Genomic DNA, 14,719 nt, shown 5'->3' with positions numbered 1-14,719 from the left:
GGACAGAATGATGAAGATCGACAGAATGCGAGTGTTCATGACCCGCGATAAGGACCGTCCCCGCGTGATCGTCGCACTCGATACCGATGATGGGCTGACCGGCTGGGGTGAGTGCTACAACCACGGCCCTGACAAGGCGCTGCCGCCGTTGCTCGATTATCTCTACGGATTTCTCTCCGGACAGGATCCGACACGCGTCGAATACCTCGTCAATCTGCTGATCCAGCAAAGTCGATTCCCGCCCGGCGCGCTCGGCCTTGCCGCAATCTCCGCGCTTGATCATTGCCTGTGGGATCTGGCGGCCAAGGCTGCGAACGTGCCGGTTTACAAGCTTCTCGGCGGCGAGGTCCGTGACCGCATCAAGGTCTATGCCGGAGTCTACACCGCGCCCGACGCGCCGGCCGCCCGCGACGAATTCGACCGCCTGAAGGAGGAGTGGGGTTTCACCGCCTTCAAGCTCAGCCCCTGGCGGATCGACATGCATGCCCATCGCTGGGGGAATGTCGTGAAGGCGTCAGCGGATTATTTCCGGTCGCTGCGCGAGACGGTGAATGACGAATACGAGATTGCCTTCGATGCTCATGCCAAGATTTTCGAACCGATCGCCGCAAGGCAACTCGGCAATGCGCTGGCGCCCTATGACCCGCTGTTCTACGAAGAGCCGCTGCGTCCTGAGAATATCGAGGCCTGGGGCGATCTGAAACAGGGGCTCAATTGCGTGCTCGCAACCGGCGAGTCACTCTATAACAGGAACGAATTCCTGCGGCTGCTGCAGGTCAAGGGCGCCGACCTGATCCAGCCCGATATCTGCGTCGTCGGGGGAATCAGCGAAATGCGCCGCATCGCCACGCTGGCCGAAGCCTATTTCGTCGGCGTCGCTCCGCACAACCCGATGGGGCCGCTGGCGACGGCGGTCAATGTGCATTTTTCGGCCGCGGCCCAGAATTTCCGCATCCTCGAATACCGGCTGCCAAAGGGCCAGGCCTATGTCTATGGCGGCCTCGACATCGAGAAGCGGCAGGGGGAAACACGCTACGTCGTGGACCCCTATCTGCCGAAAGACGGTTATCTCGAACTGCGCCCCGACCGGCCCGGATGGGGAGTCGAAATGGATGAAAAGGCGATGGAGGAGGAAGGCTATATCCATTGGCAGCGGCGCGTGCCGAAGCGGCCGGACGGCTCTTATGCCTTCGCCTGAGGGTGTTACACGCTAAACCAGAGCTGGCCGCCGGAATGAGGCAGCCAGCTCCTGGGCGAAGTTTGCAGGCATTGTAGGAACATCGCGATCCCATGCCAAGCGCCCTTAGGCATCTTTCGGCAGCACTGAGCGAACCCTCGCGATGAAGAGATGGAAGTCCTGCATGAACTTGCGGAGGAATTCTGCCGTGGCCTCGTTCGTGACCTCGCCGTCATCGGTGATCAGCCCCGGAGTGAACTGGATGTAGGCTTCCGGAGCATTCATCTGCGGAGAGTTGCAGAAACTGAGCACGCTGCGCAAATTCTGCTGGGCGACGGCTGTGCCGATGGCGCCCGGCGACGTGCCGATCACCGCCGACGGCTTACGTGTGAATGAGTTGGTGCCGTAGGGGCGGCTCGCCCAGTCGATTGCGTTTTTCAGCCCGCCGGGAATGGATCGATTGTATTCGGGCGTCACGAAAAGCACGGCGTCGACGGCCGCGATTGCCGCCTTGAATGCCCTGCCGGCCGGAGGGTAATCGGCGTCGTAATCGTAACTGTAGAGTGGCAGGTCCTTGAAGGATATCTCTGACATTTCAAGTTCCGGTGGGGCGACGCGCACCAGCGCCTTGGCGAGCTTGCGGTTGATCGAGCCCTTGGCCAAGCTGCCGATAAGATAGCCTACTTTATGCGTGGTCATGGCGTTCTCCAGTATCCCGCATGATAGAAAACCTATCATACGCGGAATTCTCGACGGGGTCTCTGTCCTTTGGGCGCAAGCAACTATTCGCCGATAAACGTGACCGTCTCAGCCAGCGGGGCGCGGCCCGTACGGGCGTAACTTACCGCAGGGTCTTCGTAGCCGATCGACATGCCGCAGAAGAGGATCAGCCCATCGGGCGGCGACAGGACCTCGGCGACCGTCTCGCGAACCTGCGACCACGCCATCTGCGGGCAACTGTGCAGTCCTTCGGCGCGGAGTAGCAGCATCACGGTCTGCAGATACATTCCGACGTCGGCCCATTGGGGCAGACCCAAGTCGCGGTCGATGTAGCAGAACAGGGCGGCGGGCGCGCCGAAGCAATTCCAGTTGGCGATTGCTGCCCGCTGGCGCGCCTCCCAGTCCTCGCGCGCAATGCCGAGCGCGCTGTAGCGCTCCTTGCCGAAGGCGGAGCGGCGCTCGCCGTACGGCGGCTTCAGCACGGACGGGTACATCTCATACTGCCGCTCGTCCCAGGCCTCGCCATGCGCCACGCGCTCGACAGCTGACGTCTTGAGTTCGGTCAGCGGCGCACCGGTCATCACGTAGGTATTCCACGGCTGGATGTTCGATCCCGACGGCGACCAAGCCGCGGCGGTCAGCACGCGCTCAAGTATCTCCATCGCCACAGGCTGGTCTTTAAATCCGCGCACCGACCTCCGGCTTGTGACTGCCTCATATACGTCCATGACCGCCTCCATGCGCCGGGCCGTTCGTTCCGTTCCTGATGTGGTTCATTATCGCCATTCGCAATGGAGGCGTAATCACACCGTGGTCTAGGAGGCGTACATCAAACGTACATCAGCGCTCGATGTGGTCGAGGGGCATGTCAGCAGAATTGGAGACCAATCATGAGCGGCAGCATCAGCGTTCCGCCATTGGCGTTAGGTGCCCACGGCTCGGGTAGGTTCAGCCGCCGTACGGCGATGCGATCCGAAAATGTCCGCGAGCGTATCGAGCATTGCCCTGACCCCGTCCGATTGAAGTGAATAGTAGATCGTCTGCGCAGCCCTTCGCGTCTGCACGAGTTCCTGTTCTCGAAGAATTGCCAGATGCTGAGACGTCGAAGATTGGCTCAATCCCACTTCGTCAGCCAGGACGGTTACGGACATTTCTCCTTCGGTCAACAGATGCAGAATGTGAAGCCGTTTGGAATTCCCCATAGCCGACAGGAAGTTTGCTTCGTTGTCGAAGGCATTGGTTTTAGGGGAAGGCGCGACTGACGATTGATTGTTCAAGGCGAGATCTCCTTTGGGGAACCAAAGCCGGGTACGATGTCATATCCCCGAACTTTAATTTAGAGATAACGCAAGCGTGCGGAGCCGAAACCCATTGCCGGCGCCGCATCGTCTTTTTTGGCGTGAATCGGATACGGCGTGCATCAAATGGACAGCCGGCGCTCTTGGCTCCTTGATTAGACGCTATCGCGCCCCAGCCTGACGCATCTGCGCCGGCAATGTTTCCCAGGCCCGGATCAGTTCGCCGATCGAGGCGGCCTGCATCTTGTGCATGACATTGCTGCGATGTAGCTTGACGGTCACTTCGCTGATGCCAAGGTCGAAGGCGATCTGCTTGTTGAGGCGCCCGCGTGCCACTTGGTGCAGAACTTCGCGCTCGCGCTGCGTCAGCGTCTCCAGCCGTTCGATATTGCGATTGGCGATCGCCGCTTCCGCTCGTCGTTCGCCGTCCATGACGATGGCTGCTGTCACGGCATCGAGCAGCGTCTGATCCCGCGCCGGCTTGGTGAGGAAATCCACGGCGCCGGCTTTCATCGCCTGGACAGTCATCGGGATATCGCCATGGCCGGTCAGGAAGATGATCGGCTTGGCAATGCCGTTCTCGGCCAGATGGCTCTGCAGGTGGAGGCCGCTTGCCCCCGGCATGCGCACATCGAGGATCAGGCAGCCGGGTCTGTCCAATATATCCGCGTCGAGCAGTTCGCGGGTCGAAGCGAAGCTGACCGGCTGAAAACCGGCCGACAGGATCAGCTCCGACAGCGCCTCGCGAACGGATGCGTCGTCGTCCACGATCATGACGAGCGGCTGATCCTCTTCACGTTCACGCTGCGCTGACAAAGGCGCCGATCTACGAACGAACGGCTGGTCAACCCTCATGTCACCCTCCATCTCTCGATTTGTGTAAGGCATTGGCGATGGCCGCGATCAGGGCCTGGGCATCGAATGGCTTGCGGAAGAATCCGCCGGCGCCTTGAGCGCGGCCCTGATCCGCGATCTCGTGGCGGCCCGTGATCAGGAAAACCGGCAGCTCCGGACGTGATTTCCTGACGAGGTCACGAAGTTCGAAGCCGTCTATGCCGGGCATTCCGATGTCGGTGATGAGCAGATCCAGGTCCGACAGCCCGTTGACGAGCAGCGAGCCTGCCGACGAGAAGGCGCGGGCGACATAGCCCGCCGATTCCAGAAGGTCGCTCATCGATTCAAGGAGTCTTGGATCGTCGTCGACAATTGCCACGACATGTCTTGTCTTGTTCATGTTCAATTCCCTCCCACCCGGCGCGAGTGGGTTATCGGTATTTCCAGTTTCTCCGCGATGCGCACGAGGTCGGCGAGCGATGCCGCCGCCATCTTCTGCATCACGTTTCTTCTGTGGATCTGCAGCGTGACTTCGCTGATCCCCAGTTCTGCCGCTGCCTGCTTGTTGAGAAGGCCGCTGACGACGAGCGGCAACACCTCGCGTTCACGCGGTGTCAGGTCGAGATAGTGCTGCTTCAGCATGCCGAGTTCGGCGCGCTCGGTCCTCTTTTCCCGATCCTGGGCGATCGCCGCCTGGATCGCCGCCATAAGGTGCTCATCGCTGAAGGGCTTGGTGAGAAAATCGACCGCGCCGCGCTTGATGGCGCGCACGGAGGAGGGGATGTCGCCATGTCCGGTGACGAAGACGATCGGCGGATGATCGCCGTCGGCGATCTGCCGCTGTAGGTCGAGGCCGTTGATATCGGGCAGTTCGATATCGAGGATAAGGCAGGCCGGAACATCCGGCTTATCCGCTTGCACATAGTCGCAGGCCGACTCGAAGGCGATGGCGCGTATGCCATGCGAGTCCAGCAGCTCGCCGAGAGCCTCCCGGATGCGTTCATCATCATCTACGATGAAGACGATATGGTCATCGGTCGTCATGACGCCGCCTTCGTTTCAACCGGCAATGAAAAGATCAACGTCGCTCCGTGCGGTTGGTTCTTCTCCGCCCACAATCGTCCGCCATGCAGCTCGACGATCGAGCGGCAGATCGCCAGCCCCATGCCCATGCCGCTTTCCTTCGTGCTGAAGAAAGGCTCGAACATCTTTTCGGGAAACTCGATGCCGCGCCCCCGATCGCGGATCTCGGTCTGGACGGCATTGCCGACTAGGTGCGAGCGTATCTCGACCACCCTGTCGCTTGTCGTGGCGTCCAGGGCCTCGATGCCGTTGCGGATGAGATTGATCAGAACCTGCTGGATCTGGATGCGGTCGAGCGCGATGGACGGCAAGCTGTCGTCAACGTCGACGTCGATGCGGACGCCCCGCCGCCAGGCTTCGTCGGCGATCAGGCTGCGCACTTCGTCGATGACGTTGGAAAGCGTCGTCTGAACCCTTTTGTCCGCGGATTGTTTGAACAAGGCGCGAATGCGGCCGACGACCTCAGCCGCCGAATTGGCGTCCCGGATGATGCGCTCGACGGTTCTCTGCGCCCGCTCCATATTCGGCGGATCGGCCGTCAGCCAGCGCTGGCAGGCGTGGGAATTCGCCACGACGGCCGCCAGGGGCTGGTTCACCTCGTGCGCGATCGAGGCGGAAAGCTCGGCGAGGCTTGCTGCCTGGCTCGCCCGGGCAAGTCCTTCTTGCGTCAAGCGCAGTTCTTCCTGCGCCCGAACCTCGCCGTCGATATCGAGGCATATGACGTTCCACTGCACGATCGCGCCCTCGCCATCGCGCATTGGTGCGGCCCGCGTCTCGACCCAACGATAGTCGCCGTCGAACCGCCGCAGGCGGTGCCGGCGCGCATAGGGTTCGCCGGTGGCGAGCGAATGGGCGTATTTCTCCTTGACATCGGCGAGGTCGTCGGGATGAACGCCGGCATCGAGCGTGCCGGCCAGCCGTGACTTGCCGGTTCCATCAAGGTCTTCGAGTTTGTATCCTAGAAAGTCGCGAAGCTGCGGATTGCGATAGACCGGCTCGCCGTCGGGAGCCGCGCAGTCGATCATGATAGGCAGCGTTTCGACGATCTGCCACAGAGACCGTTCCCGCTCTCGCAGCGCCTCTTCGATGCGCAACTGGTCGTCAATGTCGTGCGAGAGACCGTACCACTGAACGATCCGCCCGCTTTCGTCTCGCAGCGGCTCGGCGCTGCCTTTCAGCCAGCGGTAGACGCCGTCGGCGCGCCGCAGGCGATATTGCTTCGAGAAGCGTTCGCCGGTGGCGAGGGAATGGTTGAGCGCTTCGGCTAGGCTCTCCGCATCGTCTGGATGGACGGCGACATCGATGAGGGCCGCCAGCCGACTCATGCCGGGTTTCTCCGTCTCGGCAACATCGAGACCGAGGAAATCGATCAGGCGTTTGTTGAAGAAGGTCGGGGCGCCTTCCGGATTGAGCCGCCAGAGCAGGCTCGGGACCATGTCCACCAGCTGGGAGAGCTCGTGCTCCCGGTTGCGCAGGGCTTCCTGCGCGCGCATCTCATCGTCGATGTCGACCGATATCACATACCATTGCACGATCGCGCCGTTCTGGTCCCGCAGCGGCTCGGCGCGGCCATCGACCCAGCGATAGGTTCCGTCGAAACGGCGCATGCGGTATTTTATCGTGAAGGGATCGCCGCTGGCGAGGGAGCGGTGGACCGTCTCGAGCAGCCTCGGTGCGTCGTCGGGGTGGACGAGCGTATGAATGACCGACGAGAGACGGCTCATGCCCGCCCTATCCATATCGCCGACGTCGACACCGAAAAAGTCGATCAGGCGCTTGTTGAAGAAGACCGGCTCGCCTGTCGGCGTCAGGCGCCTGATCTGGACCGGCACCATATCCACGAGCTGCGAGAGTTCGCGCTCGCGATCGCGCAAGGCCTCCAGCGCCCGCACCTCGTCATCGATGTCGAGGGAAACGCCGTACCATTGCACGACCTTGCCATCCTCGTCCCGCCGCGGCTCCACCCTGCATTCCGCCCAGCGATAGATGCCGTCCTTTTCAAGCCAGCGAAACCGCATCGCGGCGCCGCCGCCGCTTTCGAAACAATTGCTCAGCGTGCGCTGAACGTCGGCCGCCTCATCGGGATGGATCAGCTGCTGCAGCAACTCGTCGATGCGCGGTTCGCCGTCGGCGTCGAAATCGTCAATGACGGCGCGGAAGTGATCCTGATAGCGTTTGTTGAAGTAGATCGATCCGCCCGCCGGCTCCACGCTCCAGATGCGGACAGGAACGGCGTCGATCATCTGCTGCAACTGCTGTTCGCTCCGGCGTAAGGCCTCTTCGGCGTGGACTTGATCGTCGATATCGTGACAAAGCCCGTACCACTGAACGATGTTTCCCGCCTGATCGCGCATCGGCTCGGCGCGACTCGACATCCAACGATAGACGCCATCGGCGCGGCGCAGCCGATACCGCATGGCGAAATTCTCGCCCGTGACGAGGCAATGGCTGAGCGATTCTCTGAACGCCGCGGTATCATCGGGATGAACGATGGCTTGAAGGACTGCCTCCAGCCGGCTCATATCAGGCCGGTCTGAATCCGCGACGTCGATGCCGAGGAAGTCGATCATGCGTTTGTTGAAGAAGGTCGGCTCGCCGTTGGGTCTCAGGCGCCAGACGTGGCTCGGCACCATGTCCACGAGCTGCGACAACTCCCGCTCCCTTTCGCTGAGCGCGTCCACGCTCTGACGCAACGAAAGCACCGCCAGCTGATGCTGACGCGATATGGCGGCGACGATCAGCGCTGAGAATGCCGAGATCGCCAGAAAAAGCTGCAGCATGACCTGATTGTGTTTCTGGGACTCCGGATCGCCGGCGAATTGGCTGGCGCCGGTTATCGTGAAGACGGCGGCGATCAGGGCGAGGAGAGCGAGCGACACCGCGGCTCCCTTGAATTCGAAGCGGACCGCGGCCCAAAGAAGAGGCGGCATGATAATATAGGCGAAGGGAAGGTAGCCGCTCAGCGAAAGCACGGCGACGCCGAGAAAGATCAGCGCCAGTACGGCTGCTTCCACCCATTGCCCGGTCGAAAGCTGGGTCTTGCCGCGCCAGCTGTGGAAAAGAACCAGCGCCAGCGGCGCCACGATCAGGACACCGGTCGCGTCTCCGATCCACCATAAGGGCCAGGCCGTCAGAAAGGATTGCGACTGGATGCTGAACCAGGCAAGCGTGGCGCTTCCGATGGTCGCGCTGACGGCTGGCGCAATTCCGGCGCTGATGATGACGAATGCGGTCACTTCCTGCAGGGTTTCGAGCCGAACCGGGAGCTTCAAAGTCCGGTTGACGAGCCATGCCGCGACCACAGCTTCGAGAGCGTTGCCGACATAGATCAGGAAGGCCGCAGCTTGCGGACTATGGAACCATAGGACGTTACTGAACATCTCTCCCAGGCAGCCGGCCAGTATCCACCAGGGCCAGCTGGGTCGGGAGGCGAGGATCAGGGTCGCGATGAACAGCCCGGCCGGAGGCCAGATGGAAATACCGGTTCCCGGCACCACCGCGAGCGACTGGGCGAAGCCGCAGGCGAGCACATAGGCGAGGAAGAAAAGCGCCAGACGCAGGATTGGGGGGCGGTGAGACCAGACGCTTTCCATCCCTCGCTCCGGCCGGGCAGGCAAAGCCGGGGAATCGTCAGCATGTCCTGCAGCGGTTGTTTTCCATTTCGGGGCCGGCGCGCTCATGTTGAAACCGTAAACTTGCTGCACCACAACCGCAACTCATGGAAACCCATGCATTGCGCGGGAATGGAGCCGATTTTTCGGTCCCCGGCGTAGCCTTTTGTGTTTCCGATGAGGCTTCCTAAACGTTGGGCTGGCTTCCCTATGCCCTGCGTCTCGGACGTTTGACCTCAGGCATGATGGAAGGCGCTCGGCGTTCCGGTCATTCTGCGTCCGCGCAAGCACGAGGACGATGCAACAGAGGTGGCCGATATGAAAATAGTGGTAGCGGGAGCAAGCGGCCTTATCGGAACGCAACTGGCGGCGGATCTGCGGCGCTCGGGCCACGACGTCGCGGCCGCATCTTTGTCGCTCGGCGTCGATACGGTTACCGGCAAGGGCCTGGCAGCGGCAATGACAGGTGCCGAAGTCGTTGTCGATGTGACCAATGCCGCCTCCTTCGGCGACAATTCGGCGCTCGATTTCTTCAAGGCATCGACGAAGAACCTGATCGCAGCCGCGGCGGAAGCCGGCGTCCGGCATTATCTCGCGCTTTCTGTAGTTGGCACGCCGCGCCTCGTCGAAAGCGACTATTTCCGCGCGAAAGCGGTGCAGGAAAATCTCGTTCGGGCCTCGGCTCGCCGCTACACGATTCTCCGCTCGACGCAGTTCTACGAATTCATCAACGGCGTGATCGACATCGGCGCCGAGGGCAACGTCGTTCGTTTGCCTCCGGCCTCCGCGAGGCCGGTGGCGGCTCATGAAGTCGCCGCATTACTGGCGGAACTGGCGACAGGAGATCCCTTGGGCAACATCATCGAGATCGGCGGCCCCGAACAGTTCGGCATCGATGAAATCGCCCGCATCATCTCGCCGCCAACGAAGACCAGCGGCAGGTGATAACCGACCCCATCACCTCGTATTTCGGCGTCGAACTGAGCGGTGACGTATTGCTTCCGGGTGTTGGAGCGCGCATGGGGAGCCAGACGCTCTCCGACTGGCTCTACAAGTCGATGGCGGCTTAGTGCCCACTTTGAATTTTGCCGAATGTAGCAATACCTTCTGCCAAGAGAGTATTACAAAGGCGTCTGTTATGCCCACGACAGTTACCGCGAAAGGCCAAGTCACCAATTCGAAGCCCGTACGCAATATGCTCGGCATCGTTCCCGGCAGCCAAGTCGATTTTCACCGTGCTGCCGACGGAAGCGTGGTTCTGACGCGCGCCGACAAGAAACGACCTGCGAGCCGCTTCGAGAAGCTGCGCGGCCATGCCGGCAAGGGCCTCGACACGAACGCCATCATGGCTTTGACGCGCGGCGAAACGTGACACTCGTCGATACCAATGTGCTCCTGGACCTCGTGCCAAACGACCCGGAATGGGCGGACTGGTCTATCGCCCAGCTCGAGACGGCAAGTATAGAAGGCCCCCTCCTGATGAACGATGTAATTTAGGCCGAACTTGCGGTTCGATACGAGAGAATCGAGGCGCTGGAGGCTTTTGTGGAAGAGGCTGGGCTCGAGATGATCTCGATGCCGAAACCCGCTTTGTTTCTTGCCGGCAAGGTCTTCAGGCAGTATCGCAAGGCAGGAGGGACCCGAACCGGCGTGCTTCCTGATTTCTTCATGGGTGCTCACGCTGCCGTGCAAGAACTGCCACTCCTGACACGAGACCTCGGCCGCTATCGCAGCTATTTCCCCTCATTGAGATTGATCGCGCCCGGGGCCTGAGGCGAAGACTTGGATTATGCCAGGCTCCAACAAACCTTCCTGAAGCAGCGGCTCGAGAAGCTTTTGCGCGGCTCCAACACTGTCGGCGACAGCCGGTTCGGCCTTCGCACCAAAGGGTGAATCCTGTTCTATTGAATAACTAGAGAATGATGCCGACCGAGACGGGGATTATGCTCCAGCCGTGCGGTGCCCCGCCGGCTCGACCTCCAGTCTATCGCGGCCCATGCGCCCCATCGAAAATATGCCGCGCCTTGGCCCTCGGCGCAGCGACGGAATGACGATTGACCAGCGAGCATTCGAGCTTCGTAATTGGATAGCGCTTGCCGGGCATGGTCTGCAGGTTGAGATGTTCAATCGCCCACTGACCCATGGCGAGGTGCGGAAGGACCGAAGTGGTCAGTGCCGGTACCAGATGTCTCGAAATTTCTTCGTCGTCGTAACCGACCACCGACATGTCCTGGGGAATGCGAAGGCCAGCATCTTTGAGCGCTTCGTAGCATCCCACTGCCGTGCGATCGTTCTGGCAGAAAATCGCGGTCGGAGGGTCCTGCAACGCAAGCAATTGCATCGTAGCGGCGTAGCCGGCACCGGCCGACCAGTCGCCTTCAACGACTAATTCTGGATCGAAGGGTATATCGGCAGTCGCTAGTGCACGGCGGTATCCCGTCAGCCGGTCTTGTGCAGCCTGCATCCAGATTTCACCAGTGATCGTCCCTATGCGATGGTGGCCATGCGTGATCAGATGCCGGGTGGAGCTCTGGCCTCCGGCGATTTCACTTGGGACCACGGCTGGAAAGGCATGATCCGCCGTGTAGCAGTTCAACAATACAGTCGGCATGTTGAGTCCACAGACATAAGAAGGGAGTTGGACCTCTCTGGTATAGATTGTCATGTATATGAGTGCGGATATGCCCCCGTTCGTCAGGGCCCTGATTGCTTTTGGCTCCATGACGGGATCGCCTAGCGTTTGGGTAACCAACAGCACGTTGCCCGTATTCCACGACGCTTGGCGGGCGCCTTCGATCGCAACGATCGCTTCCGGGCTGGTAGCGAGCTGATCCACGGCGAAGCCAATCACGTTGTCCAGGCCCGAATAAGAGGCCTTCATGGTATAGCTTGTCCCCGTGTAGCCGAGGGCGCGCGCCGCCTCCAATACCCGGTCGCGAGTCTGCTGTGAGATGCGGGTGCCGGGCGTGTCGTTGAGCACGAAGGAAACAGCAGCCTGTGAGCAGCCGGCCGCCGCGGCGATGTCCATCATGGTCACGCGGGCGGGCTTATCAATTTCAGCATTCTTTTGGGTCTTAGGCTTTCGCATTCGGGGGAATGATCTCCGGATCTTGGAAGAAGTTGCGTGTTAGGTAATTAATATTAGCATTCGTCCGAAAGTGCTGGCAATTGCGCGAACGCCTACAATGCTTACGAATCCTCACTGTAAAACTTCATTCTCACTCTCCCGCGATGAAATGTTTTGATGTGCATTGATAATACTATTTACTAATTAAGATTCTTGTATACCGTCAGGGAGCGATCGGAACCAATGCCACTCGTCGCTTTTGCGGCGGCCCTAGGAGGGGGCGCGCATTCGGCCGGCCGCAATTCGCAAACGGGGCCATGCGACTGCGGCCCCTCGGGAGGTATATTATGAAACAGCTGAAACGGAATGCAGCCTTGTTCCTTGCCGGGCTGATACTGAGCGCGGCGCCGATTGCAGTATCCGATGCCGCCGACAAACCGACTCTTGCTTTCGTCGTCAACGGAGCGTCTGACTTCTGGAAAGCTGCGGAAGCGGGCGTGAAGAAGGCCCAGGCCGAATTGCCGGATTACCAACTGGAGCTGAAGTACCCTGAGCAGGCATCGGTAGCCATCCAGCAGCGCCTGATGGAAGACCTAGTCAGTGCTGGCGTAAAGGGGATCATGGTTTCCGCAGTCGACCCCAAAACTCAGACCGAGGGCTTGAACAAGATCGGCTCACAAACAGCTCTCTTCACGACCGACAGTGACGCGCCGCAGACCAACCGCGTCGCTTATATCGGCTCATCCAATATCGACGCCGGTCTGCAGGCGGCCGAAATCGCGAAGAAGGCAATGCCGGATGGCGGCAAGTGCATCGGTTTTGTCGGGCTCCTCGGAGCCGATAATGCCAAGGAACGCATTCAGGGCATGAAGGATGGTCTTAAGGGCACGAAGATCGAGCTGACAGATGTGCGCGGCGACGATATCGACCAGACGCGCGCAAAAAAGAATGTCGAGGATGCACTGGTGGCCAGTCCGGACGTGACCTGCATGGTCGGCTTCTACTCTTATAACACGCCACGCATCTATGAGGCGCTGCGCGACGCCGGAAAGCTCGGCCAGATCACTGTCGTCGGCTTTGACGACGATCCGATCACGCTCGGCGGCGTCAAAGAAGGCACGGTCGCGGCAACCGTCGTGCAGCAGCCATTCGAATGGGCTTATCAGGGGATGAAGCTGATGGCCGCCTACCTCAAGGGCGACAAGTCCGGTGTTCCCAGCAACGGCTTGATCATCATTCCGACAGTGATCATCGGCAAGGATGACGTCGACAAATATGCCGCTAACCTGAAGGCGATGGCTGGAAAGTAATTCTCGTTCGCGGCGGGGGTACTCCCCGCCGCGAAAGACGTTTCATGCCGCAGCACCCGCAGTCATGGACAGGCAATGAATCATAGCTCAGACATCCCGTCACCGGACGCGCCTGCAACGCCGTTCCTTTCGCTTTTCGGCGTTGGCAAGACTTTTCCAGGCGTTGTAGCGCTTGAGGGGTTGTCGCTCGACATCGTGCCGGGAGAGGTTATCGGCTTGGTCGGCGAGAACGGGGCCGGCAAATCGACGCTGATGAATATTCTTGGCGGCGTGATCGCTCCGGATCGGGGCACGATCCTGCTCGATGGCGCAGAGCTTCGCCACCTCACTGTGGAGTCGAGCATCGCATCCGGCATCGCCTTCGTGCATCAAGAGCTCAACCTCTTTGACAATCTCGACGTTGCCGCCAATATTTTTCTGGGCCGCGAGCCGCTGAAAGCGGGACCTTTCAAGTTTGTCGATCGCGCACGGCTTCGAGAGATGGTGACCCCGCTCTTGAAGCGGGTAGGGGCACATTTTTCCGCCGACACACCCGTTGCGTCGCTTTCCCTTGCCGAGCAACAGATGGTGGAAATCGCCAAGGCGCTGTCCATCAAGGCTCGGCTTGTCATCTTCGACGAACCCACTTCCAGCCTGCCGCTGGCCGAAACCGAGCGGCTGCTGAACATCATCAAATCGCTGAAAGCGGATGGTATCAGTGTAATCTTCATCTCGCACCGCCTCCACGAGGTTGAGTGCGTAGCAGACCGGGTGGTCGTCTTGCGCGACGGCACGCTCGTGGGTACGCTCGCCAAGAAGGACATTGGCCATGATCAGATGGTCAAGCTGATGATCGGCCGGTTGCTCGCAGCACGAACGGCAAAACCGCAGCGTTCGCCAGGCCCGGTCGCATTGAAGGTAAACGGCGTGCGCACCGAGGCCTATCCCAGCCGCCCCGTTGACCTGGAAATCAGATACGGAGAAATCCTGGGGCTTGCAGGCCTCGTCGGGTCGGGCCGCACCGAGCTTGCAAGGGTACTCTTCGGCATCGACCGGAGTTACGGCGGAGCCATTCTGCAGGACGGACGCCAAATCGCGATCGGTTCTGCTCGGGACGCTGTCGCCCGCGGCATCTTTCTGGTGCCGGAGGATCGCAAACGCAATGGCATTCTTCTTGATCTTCCGATCGCCCAGAACATCACCCTTGCCGATCTCCCCAGGATTTCCAGCCGCTTCATGGTCTCCGCTGAACGGGAGATCGAGGCCGCTGAAAAGCAGCGTGTTCGTCTCGGTATCAAAGCGCCGTCGGTTTCGACGCGAACCGGCACTCTGTCCGGCGGCAACCAGCAGAAGGTGGTTCTGGCCAAATGGTTGTCGATGAGCCCGAGGGTAATGATCTTCGATGAGCCGACACGCGGCATCGATATCGGCGCGAAGAACGAAATCTACGGCATGATGCGAGCGCTTGCCGATGCCGGTGTCGCGATCCTGATGATCTCCAGCGACATGGAAGAGGTGATCGGCGTTTCTGACCGTATTGCCGTCATGCACGAGGGCCAGATCGCCGGCATTCTCGAAGAGGACGAATTCAGCCAGGAAAGCGTCCTTTTGCTTGCTGTCGGCAAAAGCGTAAAATAGCG

Annotated in this window: 12 protein-coding genes and 2 pseudogenes; 6 read left to right on the top strand and 8 right to left on the bottom strand. The window is 60.4% G+C overall.

Going from position 1 to position 14,719, the window contains the following annotated elements; all coding sequences use genetic code 11:
• Window positions 1-10: 10 nt before the first annotated feature.
• The gene (locus RHE_RS27615) at window positions 11-1,198 is read left to right on the top strand and encodes a galactarate dehydratase (protein WP_020919703.1); all 1,188 of its coding nucleotides are present in this window, start codon (window positions 11-13) and stop codon (window positions 1,196-1,198) included.
• Between the two features lie 105 nt (window positions 1,199-1,303).
• Here RHE_RS27615 and RHE_RS27610 read toward each other — a convergent pair whose 3' ends face one another.
• The 7 genes from RHE_RS27610 to RHE_RS27580 form a co-directional block, all read right to left on the bottom strand.
• Window positions 1,304-1,876, bottom strand: a complete 573-nt coding sequence (locus tag RHE_RS27610) for an NADPH-dependent FMN reductase (protein WP_011428535.1) — start codon at window positions 1,874-1,876, stop codon at window positions 1,304-1,306.
• An 83-nt stretch (window positions 1,877-1,959) separates the two neighbouring features.
• Window positions 1,960-2,625 carry a nitroreductase gene (locus RHE_RS27605; protein ID WP_011428534.1) on the bottom strand — a complete coding sequence of 222 codons (666 nt, stop codon included), beginning with the start codon at window positions 2,623-2,625 and terminating at the stop codon, window positions 1,960-1,962.
• A 195-nt stretch (window positions 2,626-2,820) separates the two neighbouring features.
• Window positions 2,821-3,174: an ArsR/SmtB family transcription factor gene (locus RHE_RS27600; RefSeq protein WP_011428533.1), complete on the bottom strand. Its 354-nt coding sequence runs from the start codon at window positions 3,172-3,174 to the stop codon at window positions 2,821-2,823.
• 183 nt (window positions 3,175-3,357) lie between these two features.
• Window positions 3,358-4,050, bottom strand: coding sequence for a response regulator transcription factor (locus tag RHE_RS27595; RefSeq protein WP_011428532.1), 693 nt, complete (start codon window positions 4,048-4,050; stop codon window positions 3,358-3,360).
• Between the two features lies 1 nt (window position 4,051).
• Window positions 4,052-4,429 (bottom strand): response regulator, encoded by a 378-nt coding sequence (locus RHE_RS27590; RefSeq protein WP_011428531.1) that lies wholly within the window; start codon window positions 4,427-4,429, stop codon window positions 4,052-4,054.
• A gap of 2 nt (window positions 4,430-4,431) precedes the next feature.
• Window positions 4,432-5,073 carry a response regulator transcription factor gene (locus RHE_RS27585; protein ID WP_011428530.1) on the bottom strand — a complete coding sequence of 214 codons (642 nt, stop codon included), beginning with the start codon at window positions 5,071-5,073 and terminating at the stop codon, window positions 4,432-4,434.
• Window positions 5,070-8,705 (bottom strand): PAS domain-containing protein, encoded by a 3,636-nt coding sequence (locus RHE_RS27580; RefSeq protein ID WP_011428529.1) that lies wholly within the window; start codon window positions 8,703-8,705, stop codon window positions 5,070-5,072. Before RHE_RS27580 ends, RHE_RS27585 begins: the two co-directional genes overlap by 4 nt.
• A 336-nt stretch (window positions 8,706-9,041) precedes the next feature.
• Between RHE_RS27580 and RHE_RS27575 the strand changes: the two are divergent.
• From RHE_RS27575 to RHE_RS27565, 3 genes and pseudogenes are all read left to right on the top strand, one after another.
• Window positions 9,042-9,793, top strand: a pseudogene (locus RHE_RS27575) (SDR family oxidoreductase).
• A 68-nt stretch (window positions 9,794-9,861) separates the two neighbouring features.
• Window positions 9,862-10,095, top strand: coding sequence for an AbrB/MazE/SpoVT family DNA-binding domain-containing protein (locus RHE_RS27570; RefSeq protein ID WP_011428527.1), 234 nt, complete (start codon window positions 9,862-9,864; stop codon window positions 10,093-10,095).
• Window positions 10,092-10,496, top strand: a pseudogene (locus RHE_RS27565) (type II toxin-antitoxin system VapC family toxin). The gene RHE_RS27570 and the pseudogene RHE_RS27565 overlap by 4 nt, the downstream one beginning before the upstream one ends.
• A 211-nt stretch (window positions 10,497-10,707) precedes the next feature.
• Here the strand turns inward: RHE_RS27565 and RHE_RS27560 are convergent.
• Window positions 10,708-11,811, bottom strand: a complete 1,104-nt coding sequence (locus RHE_RS27560) for a LacI family DNA-binding transcriptional regulator (protein WP_011428526.1) — start codon at window positions 11,809-11,811, stop codon at window positions 10,708-10,710.
• Between the two features lie 326 nt (window positions 11,812-12,137).
• On the opposite strand from RHE_RS27560, the gene RHE_RS27555 reads away from it, so the two are divergent.
• Both RHE_RS27555 and RHE_RS27550 read left to right on the top strand, forming a co-directional pair.
• The gene (locus RHE_RS27555; RefSeq protein WP_011428525.1) at window positions 12,138-13,100 is read left to right on the top strand and encodes a sugar-binding protein; all 963 of its coding nucleotides are present in this window, start codon (window positions 12,138-12,140) and stop codon (window positions 13,098-13,100) included.
• Window positions 13,101-13,175: 75 nt separating this feature from the next.
• Window positions 13,176-14,717, top strand: a complete 1,542-nt coding sequence (locus RHE_RS27550) for a sugar ABC transporter ATP-binding protein (RefSeq protein WP_011428524.1) — start codon at window positions 13,176-13,178, stop codon at window positions 14,715-14,717.
• Window positions 14,718-14,719 lie beyond the last annotated feature (2 nt).

The organism is Rhizobium etli CFN 42, from assembly GCF_000092045.1.
GTDB classification, from domain to species: Bacteria; Pseudomonadota; Alphaproteobacteria; order Rhizobiales; family Rhizobiaceae; genus Rhizobium; species Rhizobium etli.
This window is presented reverse-complemented; position numbering and strand designations above follow the sequence as displayed.